A 9,570-nucleotide genomic window follows, 5' to 3' on the forward strand; every position below is an offset into this window, starting at 1 on the left:
TCCGTACACGGGAGACCCGTTCAAGGCCGTGCCCCTGGCGGACGGCGGGACTCCGCGGACGCGCCCCGGAACCCCGTCAGGCGGAGCCCAGGGTGATCCCGAGCATCCGCGCGCCGGTCTCGGTGCGCGGCCGGTGGCTGCTGCCCGGCGCGAACACCACGTAACTGCCCGCCGGGTGGCGCTCGTCCCCCTCGATCACCTCGCCGCTGAGCACGTAGTAGCGCTCCTCGGTGTGGTGCACGTCCACCTCCGGCCACTGGCTGCCCGGCGCGAAGTCGATCAGCCAGCCGCGCGCGTACCCGGTGGCCGTCAGCCGCCGCCGCACGATCCCCGGCCCCACCTCGACCGGCTCCACGTCCCCTGCCAGCAGCGTCGTCTTCAGCCCGTCGTTCACGTCGTTCACGTCGTTCTCGCTCATGCCCCCACTGTGGCCGCCGCCGCCCCCACCGCCCCAGAGTCCCAAAAGACATCCTCAGGTACATTCCTGCCATGGACGCCTCCGCCCCGAACCCGGCCCGCCACCGCGTGGTGGCCCTGCTCGGCGCACCCCAGGCGCCGTTCGAACTCGCCTGCGCCGCCGAGGCCTTCGGCACCGAACGCGCCGGACTGCCCTCCCACTACGACCTCACCCTGTGCACCCGGACCCCCGGCCCGGTGCCGACCACCCTCGGCGTCCCACTGCTGGTCGACGCGGGCCTGGAGGCGCTGGAGCGGGCCGACACCGTGGTCGTCCCCGGCTGGCAGCCGCCCGGCTCCCCGGTGCCCGCCCGGGCGGACGAGTCGCTGGCCCCGCTGCTGGAGTGGACCGAGGGGCACCTGGGGGAGCGGCTGGCCGTGGAGGACCTCGCCGCCCGAGCCGGGCTCTCCGGGCGCACCCTGGCCAGGCGCTTCGCCGAGCAGCTGGGCACCAGCCCCGGCCAGTGGCTGCTGGCCCGGCGCGTCGACGCCGCCCGGGCTCTGCTGGAGCAGACCGACCTGCCGGTGGAGGCCGTCGCCGTGCGGGTCGGCCTGGCCTCCGCCGTCAACCTGCGCCGCCGCTTCCGCGCCGCCCTCGGCACCACCCCCGGCGCCTACCGCCGCACCTTCGGCAGCGCCCGCGTCGACTGAGTCCCAGGTGCTCGGCGGGCTCGGAGCTGTGATCGCCGAGGAGGGCGAGGTCGGCGAGCAGGGCGTCGGCACAGTCGTGGGCGCCGGCCCGGGCGAGGGCGGACCCGGGTGCACTGCCCAGCCAGCTCCAAGTCAGCCTTCTCCCTCTTCCTTCGGCTCGGGCATGGGGACGGGGGCGTCGATCTCCAGATACCAGGCGTGATCGGCAGGGGTGACGCGCGAGCTGCCTTGTGCGCCCCCGCCCCCCGGGCGGCGGCCGTCGCGACCGGCATCGACAGCCGGGAGAGTTGTCCGATTAGGGTATTTATGCGGCGCTTTGTCAGCTAATTTGGCATTTCATCAGATCTTCGCTGAATGTCCATGTGATGTGCGTGATACGAACTTGTGTCTTCCGGCTCGATCTGCCTAGCGTGCAACCTGTTCGCACCTGCGGACCCTGCCGCCGGGACGCCGAGTCCTGTCCACCGGTCGGCCGGACGTCGAGCAGTGCACCGGGCAGGAGCGGGGGAACCAGGTAGTTCGCCGCGCCCTGCTCGGTCCGTTCACGGACGAGACGGGTGTGGCTAGGGGTGAAGCCGCTGCGTGCGGCCGGGCTACCTCACGGCCCGAACCCGACAGCTCACCTCGCAGGCGTCGCAGAGGGACGCCCCATGCTGACTTCAGGTACCGGCCGGCATCGCCGTGCGCGCCGGAGACACACCCCGCGTCTGGCCGCCACCGTCGGGATCGCCGGCGCCGGCCTCATGCTGCCGCTGCTGAGCGCGAGCGGAGCCTCCGCCGCGCCCGGCTCCCACACGTACGCGAGCCACGCCGGGTGGCAGGAGCACCACCAGCACCGGCACCAGAGCGACTCCGATGGTCAGCGCCGCCACCAGGCCGACCCGGACGCCGCGGGGCCCTCCGCTGCGGCCCCGGCCGAAGCCTCGCAAGCCTCACCGTCGCCGTCCGCCCCGGCCTCCGGTGCCCCGGCCTCCGGTGCCCCGGCCTCCGGCGCCCCGGAATCCGGCGCCCCGGCCTCCGGCGCCCCGGAATCCGCGGCCTCCCGCGCTCCGGAATCCGCGGCCGCGCGACCCGGCGGCGAGCCCCAGGGCTCCCACTCGGCGCGGCCCTCCGCTCCGGCTCCGACCCCGGCGTCCCACACGTCCGCGCCGTCGTCCCCGTCGTCCCCGTCCGCCCCGGCCACGCACGCCCCCGCCCCCGCGGCCATCCCCACCGCCCCGGCCGCGCAGACCGGTTCGAGCTCGGACGCCGTGCAGCAGGTCCTCAAACTGATCAACCAGGCGCGAGCCGCCCAGGGCCTGCCCGCCTACACCATCACGTCGGGGCTGACCAGCAGCGCCGGGGCCCACGACCAGACGATGGCCGGCGGCTGCGGCATGTCCCACCAGTGCCCGGGCGAGGCCGAGTTGGGGGCGCGGGAGACGGCCGCAGGCGTCCAGTGGAACGCCGTCGGGGAGAACATAGGCTACGGCAACGGGGTCTCCACCTCGGCCCAGGACATCGCCGCCATGGCGGTCAGCCTGACCCAGGACATGCTGAACGAGACGCCGCCGAACGACGGCCACCGCAAGAACATCCTCAGCAGCGAGTTCACCCACATCGGCATCGCCGTCCACCGGGACGCCAGCGGAACCGTCTGGCTCACCCAGGACTTCTCCAACTGACCCGTCCGTCAAGGACGTAGGACGAGGCCCCTGACCACGAACCGTTCCAATTAAGTGATCAGGAGTGAGTCTTGGACCCAGGTCTGATCACTGCGTGCATCCCGAACGGTGGTGGATGCCCGACTGGTCGCCCGCGTTCTCGTGGTCCCCGTCCGGCGGCGCGCATCGTGTGCGCGGTCCGTGACGGGGCGGCGGGTCTCCTCACGCCCTCGGATGCCCGATGGGGCCTGGACGGTCCGATGCCCACGACGATCGCTCCGGTCGTCGTGGGGCGGTGCCGTCCGTCGCCGGATCGGGTGTCCGAGGGCGCGTCGCCCGATCGCGATGCTGGCGGCATCGTGCCGGGTGGTAGGGCGGGTGGGTGTCACGAGCGGCTTCTGCCAGTGCTGCGCGCCCCATTGGGAGGTGTGGGCGGGGTCCACGGCGACGATGACCATGTCCAGCTCCGCGGCCATGGACACGAGCCGGGCGCGGAGCCGGCCGGTGGGGATGCCGGAGACGAGCTGCCGGAACCGCTTGCGGCGGCCGTGCTTCTCGCGGGTGGTCTCGGCGGTGAAGTCCAGGTTCTCCAGGCCGATCGCCCTCACCCCGCACCGCTTCGCCCAGTGCAGGAGCCGGGTGATGGCGTGGCGGACCTGGGCGTCGCGGTGGGTGGCGGTGCCGGTCAGGTCGTAGCGGAACCGGCGGGGCTCGCCGACCGGGTTGCCGCGGGCGTCGAGGTGCCAGGCGGCGAAGTGGTCGGCGTTGGTGTCCACCCCGACCATCCCGGCCGCGCGGGCCGCCTCCAGCGGCATCGTCCGCACCACGGGCCGGGTCCAGGAGGCGTCCAGATACCAGCGGCCCCGGGCCACGTCCAGGTGGATGCGGTAGGCCACCGCCCGATTACCCTCGATCCGGTCGGCCCACTCGGTACCCCGGTGCGCGAACGCCACCTTCGAGGCAAGGACGTACCTGCCGCTGGCGGCGTTGGCATGCCCGGCGAGCGGCGCGGGCAGCCTGATCGACACCTCCCCCTGCGGGGTGACCCGGATCGTCTCGTTCCCGAACCGCTTCCCCGACTCCCCATCGGCGGACAAGAACCAGCGGGACGCCTCCCACCGCGCCCGCCACTCGGCCTCGGTCAGGTTCGCCGCCGCCAGGTTGTGCCGGGTGTTCAGCAGCTTCCGCCCGCCGCGCACCACCCGCACGCACCCGACCTCACGATCAGCCGCGACCTGCGCACGCCGTTCCTCAAGGGCCGCAAGACGGCGGGACTTGACGAACCGCTCGTGCCTGGACCGGAAGCCGCCAGGCGCGTGCTTGGTGCCCTTCTGCCTGACCGGCAACGACAGACGGTGGCGCAGCATCCGGATGCCTGTGTCCAACGCGTCCAGGTACGCGGCCTGCCCACGACGCGACAGCGCCCACTGGTCGTGCGTCGCCTTGGTGACGCTCCCGGCCCAGCGCGACGACGACTCCACGGTCAGGTCACGTCTGCGCGCGGCCCACGTCCCGTTGCCGTGTTCCAGGCCGTCCGCGCAGCGCGCCTTCAGGTCCTTCGACGCCAGAGCCCCCATGTGCCCGCCGACCAGCCGCAGCACCCTCTCGTCCTCGGGAGTGAGGCCCTTGAGACGGTCACGGACCGTCACACCCGACGGGCCAAGGGAAACGAACGGCGCGTCGATTGACCGGAGCTTCCTCTTCGGCCCAGTCATGCCATCCCTCCTCCCAGTCAGTGCCACCACCCTCACACACACCACCGACAGTCGTCTCATCGATCCAACAAGCCGTGATTGAAAAGGCACTTGTGGACACTTATGCGCACCAAAACGACCTCAATCCCCAGCAGTTCACAAACCCCGATCCACCGGGCCCTACGCCGTACCGCCCCGCAGCGGTGCCGGCCGGCCGGGGCGCAGCGGGATCGCCCCGGCCGGCACGGCTGAGTTCGGCCGCCACCCGCTTCCGCGGCCGCTGGCCCACCCGCCGCGGCGGGTACGGCCCGGGCCCCCGAAGGTGATCAAGATGTGATTATCTGAGTGTCGTATGTGCACGTCGTGATCGCTACGGTACGTCGCTATGCGAAACGGCGACCCGACCCCGGGCCAGGACAAACCAGACGACGAGCAGTGGAACGTCACCCTCGACGACGACTTCGTCAAGGCCGCGACCATCTCGGAGAAGAACGTGCACCGCCCGGCCGGCGACCCGCCGCCCAAGCGGGTCTGGCCGCGCAACCTCGCCCTGGCCCTCGGCGCCGCCGCCCTCACCGTCCTCGGCTTCAAACTGCTGCAGCCCGCCGAGGACACCGCCCCCACCGCCGCCGCCTCCGCGCCGGCCACCGCCCCGGGCACCGCGGCCCCCGCCGCCGCCTCCGCCGAGGCCACCCCGACCGGCCGGGCCACCTCAAGCGCCCCGGCCGCCGCGGGCCGGCCCCAGATCCCGCTGGACCAGGTCTTCCCCGCCGAGGTGAAGGCGGCCGACGGCACCGTCTACACCAAGGTCGGCTCCGCCACCCTGGCCTCGTGCACCCAGCCCGACTCGGTCGGCCCCCGGCTGATCGCCCTGATCAAGTCGAGCAAGGGCTGCCTGGGCGAACAGATCGCCCTCTACAAGGACCCGCAGAACAACCAGTTCAACCTGGCCCTGTTCACCATGAAGGACCCGCAGGACACCGTCCACCTGGTCACCGAACTCACCATGGACTTCGAGGACTTCGAGGTCGGCGCCCAGGCCCCGCCACCCGCCTCCGGGCTGCCCGTCCTGCCCGCCGACAGCGGCATGGTCCAGGCCTTCACCGGCGCCGGCCGCGCGATGCTGGCCACCCTCGGCCAGTGGAACGACGGCCGCGCCACCGACCGCCAGCAGCTCGTCGACCGCCTGACCCCGCTGCAGACGGCCGTCGGCAAGACGGTCTTCGCCTGCGAGTCCCAGCGCTGAGACCGGGCGCACCGAAAGTCCGGCCGCAAGGCCGGGGCAACCCCCTCCGGTCACGCCGGAGAGGGAGCCAAGTGCCCCTCTGGCTGCGGGACTTGGAGTGAGCTCCGCAAGCAGGTCCCGGACGCCGCGCCGTCAGGGGCGCGGCGTCCGGGCAGGACGGGCGGCCACGTCCTGCCCGTTCGCGGTTCCCTGTCGCGCGGTCACCGGACCGCTGTGGCCCGGGCGGTGAACCGGTTCGCCCGCGAAGACCCACCGCCTTTCCCCGGCACACCGGTCGGCCGGTTGCGTTTGGATTACGGCGTGTCCGATTTGTGGATCTTGGGCGGGAGTGCGGTGGTTGAATTTGTTGGCACCGCTGTCATCGAACTCTCATAATGCCTGCTGAGCCACGTGGCGGACGGTCCGGAGAGCCGCGGGGGAGCGGAATCCGAGAGTGGTCCGCGTGCGAAATCCACTTTTCCCCTGGGGGAGTCCTTTGTCCGCGCCCGAAAACGAGAGCGCTTTCACCGATCCGCCGCCGAAGCCGGTCGCGGAGCCGGCGCCCGCCGTTGCGCCGGAGCCCGAGGTCGTCGCGGGTCCCGTGTCCGGCCCCGCCCCGCGCCGTCTGCCCCGCGCCGTCGGCGTCGCGCTGGCCACCGCCGGGCTGCTCGCCGTCACGGCGGCCAGCGCCGCGGTGACCGTCGCGGTCGGCAAGCCGGACAGCCGCCCGGCCGCCGCGGCGCCCGCCCCGCGCGCCACCGCTTCGGCGAGTGCGAGCGCGAGTGCGACGCCCTCCGCGACCCCGGTCCCGGTGCCGACCGCCGTCCCGGCCGAGCCCAAGCCCACCAGCACCGTCAAGGGCACGGTCAACGGCTCCAAGCACGAGGGCGACCTGCGCTACTTCCTGCTCCCGATCCCCGACGGCGGCGAGTCGTACGGGCCCGCGGACGGGATGGCGCTGACCCACGACAACGTCTCCGAGATGTTCGGCAAGCCGGACGACATCGACACCCTCCTCGGCAACATGGGCTACAAGGACGGTGCCACCCGCACCTACCGGACGGCCGACGGCAAGGCCGAAGTGACGGTCACCCTGCTGCACCTGGGGTCCGCCGACATCGCGAGCAGGTTCGTCAAGTTCTACAACATCAAGTCGGAGGAGCCGATCGACATCGACGGCGACCCGAACGCCCACGGCTTCCGGAAGAAGCCCAAGAACGAGGCGTTCACCGGCTCGATGACCGGCATCGGCAGCCAGGGCGACGTCCAGTACACCATCGACGTCGAGGTGAAGGGCACGCCGGACAAGGCGCTGCTGAGCGACGTGATGAAGCGCCAGCGCGAGTGGCTCGCCTCCGGCGGCTGAGCCCGCGCCCGCGCCCGCCCTCCGACGCCACCCCTTCCTCCTCTGGAGCCATTTCCGTGACCACCGAACCCACGCAGCCGCCGCCCGCGCCGGCCGCCGACCCGGCCGCGCCACCCGTCCCGCCCGCGCCACCCGTCCCGCCGCAGCCCCAAAGCCCGCCCACCGAAGGCGTGTTGACCGGCAACCCCGACCTCCCGACGGCCGCCACCGAGCCCGAGGCCGCGCCCGAGCCCGAGGCCGCGCCGCGTGCCCCGCGCCGCCCCCGCCCGGTGCTGCTGTCCACCTGCGCCCTGGTGCTGGGCGCCCTGGCCGGCGGCGGCGTCGGCTACGCGATCCAGGCCCAGCGCCCGCCCACGCCGCTGCCCAAGCTGCAGGTCGCCCGCCCGTCCTACCCGGCCCAGGTGGTCGACCCGGCCGCCTTCGCCGCCGAGCAGCCGGCGCCGCCGGCCATCGACGGCGACCTGCGCAAGCTGCTGGTCAGCGCCCCGGCCGGCAGCGGCCCCTGGAGCGACCTGCCGGACAAGCCGAGCTGGGTGTCGGTCGGCGACCTCGCCGAGCTCAGCGACAAGCCGGAGCTCGCCTTCAAGAACCTGAACTCCACCGGCTTCCGGCGCGCGGTCGAGGTGAACTGGAAGAAGGACGACATCAGGTACCGCGTCCTGCTCACCCAGTACGCGCCCGACCACTCCAGCGAGGCGAGGACCCGCCACGGGGAGCCCTTCGCCGACGACGCCAACGGCGGCTACACGGTGGACGACGTGCCCGAGCGCTGGTCCGACAGCAGCGACCAGTACTACTACGGCTTCGCCACCGCCAAGCGCGGCACGGTGCAGATGTCGGTGGAGATCTTCAGCCCCAAGCCGGTGGACTCCGGGGCCGTCAAGGACCTTGCGAAGCAGCAGTGGGAGCGCCTGGTTTGACTTCCTCCCCCGGCCGGAGCCGGGGGATTCCCCTCAGCCTCGCGGCTGAGCCGCTGCGCGTGTGCGCTGCGGTGGGACTACTTCCTGCTTCGCTGACGACCGCCCGCCCGGAGTGCTCCGTTGAGGTCTTACACCGTCTCCACAGGCTGCAACCGCCAGTCCGGCGGCCAGGATGTTGCGTGCCGCGTTCACGTCCCGGTCGTGGACTGCTCCGCAGTCACACGCCCATGTGCGGACGTTGAGCGGCAGCTTCTCGCGGATCATTCCGCATGCGCTGCACAGCTTGGAGCTGGGAAACCACCGGTCGATGGCCACGAGGTCCCGGCCGTACCAGGCGCACTTGTACTCCAGCATGGTCCGCAGCTCGCTCCAGGAGGCGTCCGAGATGGCTCGGGACAGCTTCCGGTTCTTGAGCATGTTGCGGACGGTCAAGTCCTCGATCACGACCACTTGGTTTTCGCGGACGAGTCGAGTGGTGAGCTTGTGCAGGAAGTCCCTGCGCCGGTCGGCGATCTTCGCGTGCACGCGGGCGACCTTGACCTGGGCCTTGGCCCGGTTCTTCGAGCCCTTGGCCTTGCGGGACAGTTCCCGCTGGGCCTTGGCCAGTCGTTCCCGGTGCTGGCGTTCGGACTTCGGGTTGGTGATCTTCTCCCCGGTGGAGAGCGTCACCAGACTGGTGATACCAGCGTCGATGCCCACGGCCGTGTCGAGCGCGGGGAGGGGCTTGACACCGGGATCGTCACACAGCATCGAGACGAACCAGCGGCCCGCGCCGTCCCGGCTGACGGTCACCGTGGACGGATTCATGTCCTCGGGCAGGGGCCTGGACCACACGATGTCCAGCGGCTGTTCCATCTTCGCCAGCGTGAGCTGCCCGCGTCGGTAGCGGAACGCGGACGTGGTGTACTCGGCGCAGTCGCGGGACTTCTTCTTCGACTTGAACCGGGGGTACTTCGCCCGCTTCGCGAAGAAGTTGGTGAACGCCCCTTGCAGGTGTCGGAGAGTCTGCTGGAGCGGCACCGAGGAGACCTCGTTGAGGAACGCCAGTTCCTCGGTCCTCTTCCATGCCGTCAGCATCGCCGACGTGGCGTTGTAGTTCACGCGCTCCTGGCGCAGCGACCATGCCTCGGTCCGAGCCGTGAGCGCCAGGTTGTAGACCTTCCGCACGCACCCGAACGTGCGCGACAGCTCGGCTGCCTGCGCATCGGTCGGATAGAAGCGGTACTTGTAGGCCCGCTTCACGTGAGTGACCGCCATGGTTCACATGATGCATCGTCAGTTTGTGACCATCTGCGGGTGATCACCTGTCGAGGGGCCGTACCGCCTTGGCGGCGGGCTGGCTTGTCCTGACCCGCTACGCGGGAGCTTCGTTTCCTCCCCGGCTGGGGCCGGGGGTATCCACGAGAGATCTGATGACCGACGACACCGTGACCGGAACCCCGTCCGCCCCGGACGCCCCCGAACCGGCCTCGCCCGCCGCCTCGCCCGTCCCCGGGCGGCAGCCGTCCGCGGAGCGGACCATCGCGGAGCAGCCCTTCGGACAGCCCTTCGCCGAGCCCGCCCAGGAGCGGCAGCCCGACGCGCCCCGCCCCGGCTCCCGCCGCCTGCTGCGAGC

Annotated in this window: 7 protein-coding genes, 2 pseudogenes and 1 riboswitch; of the genes and pseudogenes, 6 read left to right on the top strand and 3 right to left on the bottom strand. The window is 72.0% G+C overall.

The window, feature by feature from the left end; translation table 11 throughout:
- Positions 1-76: 76 nt before the first annotated feature.
- Entirely contained in the window at positions 77-418 is a 342-nt protein-coding gene (locus ACFQ87_RS42390; RefSeq protein ID WP_380616307.1) for a cupin domain-containing protein, read from the bottom strand.
- Positions 419-489: 71 nt separating this feature from the next.
- On the opposite strand from ACFQ87_RS42390, the gene ACFQ87_RS42395 reads away from it, so the two are divergent.
- Complete coding sequence (locus ACFQ87_RS42395; protein ID WP_380616308.1) at positions 490-1,107, top strand: helix-turn-helix domain-containing protein; 618 nt, start codon at positions 490-492, stop codon at positions 1,105-1,107.
- A gap of 479 nt (positions 1,108-1,586) precedes the next feature.
- A riboswitch (cyclic di-AMP (ydaO/yuaA leader) is annotated at positions 1,587-1,755 on the top strand.
- A gap of 2 nt (positions 1,756-1,757) precedes the next feature.
- Complete coding sequence (locus ACFQ87_RS42400) at positions 1,758-2,771, top strand: CAP domain-containing protein (protein ID WP_380616309.1); 1,014 nt, start codon at positions 1,758-1,760, stop codon at positions 2,769-2,771.
- Between the two features lie 50 nt (positions 2,772-2,821).
- Here the strand turns inward: ACFQ87_RS42400 and ACFQ87_RS42405 are convergent.
- A pseudogene (locus tag ACFQ87_RS42405) lies at positions 2,822-4,465 on the bottom strand (IS200/IS605 family accessory protein TnpB-related protein).
- 364 nt (positions 4,466-4,829) lie between these two features.
- Here ACFQ87_RS42405 and ACFQ87_RS42410 point away from each other — a divergent pair.
- The 3 genes from ACFQ87_RS42410 (at position 4,830) to ACFQ87_RS42420 (ending at position 7,955) form a co-directional block, all read left to right on the top strand.
- A complete protein-coding gene (locus ACFQ87_RS42410) occupies positions 4,830-5,690 on the top strand; it encodes a hypothetical protein (protein ID WP_380616310.1) in 861 nt (286 codons plus the stop codon).
- Positions 5,691-6,165: 475 nt separating this feature from the next.
- Complete coding sequence (locus ACFQ87_RS42415; protein ID WP_380616311.1) at positions 6,166-7,035, top strand: hypothetical protein; 870 nt, start codon at positions 6,166-6,168, stop codon at positions 7,033-7,035.
- Between the two features lie 56 nt (positions 7,036-7,091).
- Positions 7,092-7,955: a hypothetical protein gene (locus ACFQ87_RS42420; protein ID WP_380616312.1), complete on the top strand. Its 864-nt coding sequence runs from the start codon at positions 7,092-7,094 to the stop codon at positions 7,953-7,955.
- Positions 7,956-7,988: 33 nt separating this feature from the next.
- Here the strand turns inward: ACFQ87_RS42420 and ACFQ87_RS42425 are convergent, their stop codons facing one another.
- Positions 7,989-9,212, bottom strand: coding sequence for an RNA-guided endonuclease InsQ/TnpB family protein (locus tag ACFQ87_RS42425; protein ID WP_380616313.1), 1,224 nt, complete (start codon positions 9,210-9,212; stop codon positions 7,989-7,991).
- Between the two features lie 155 nt (positions 9,213-9,367).
- Here ACFQ87_RS42425 and ACFQ87_RS42430 point away from each other — a divergent pair.
- Positions 9,368-9,570: pseudogene (locus tag ACFQ87_RS42430) on the top strand (hypothetical protein); the annotation flags it as partial.

Source organism: Kitasatospora sp. NPDC056531 (genome assembly GCF_042794375.1).
GTDB lineage: Bacteria > Actinomycetota > Actinomycetes > Streptomycetales > Streptomycetaceae > Kitasatospora.

What these genes read in the sequence shown, in the direction of transcription:
- ACFQ87_RS42390 (WP_380616307.1), bottom strand. Translation starts at nt 418, where the DNA reads ATGAGCGAGAACGACGTGAACGACGTGAACGACGGGCTGAAGACGACG.
- ACFQ87_RS42400 (WP_380616309.1), top strand. Translation starts at nt 1,758, where the DNA reads ATGCTGACTTCAGGTACCGGCCGGCATCGCCGTGCGCGCCGGAGACAC.
- ACFQ87_RS42410 (WP_380616310.1), top strand. Translation starts at nt 4,830, where the DNA reads ATGCGAAACGGCGACCCGACCCCGGGCCAGGACAAACCAGACGACGAG.
- ACFQ87_RS42425 (WP_380616313.1), bottom strand. Translation starts at nt 9,212, where the DNA reads ATGGCGGTCACTCACGTGAAGCGGGCCTACAAGTACCGCTTCTATCCG.
- ACFQ87_RS42395 (WP_380616308.1), top strand. Translation starts at nt 490, where the DNA reads ATGGACGCCTCCGCCCCGAACCCGGCCCGCCACCGCGTGGTGGCCCTG.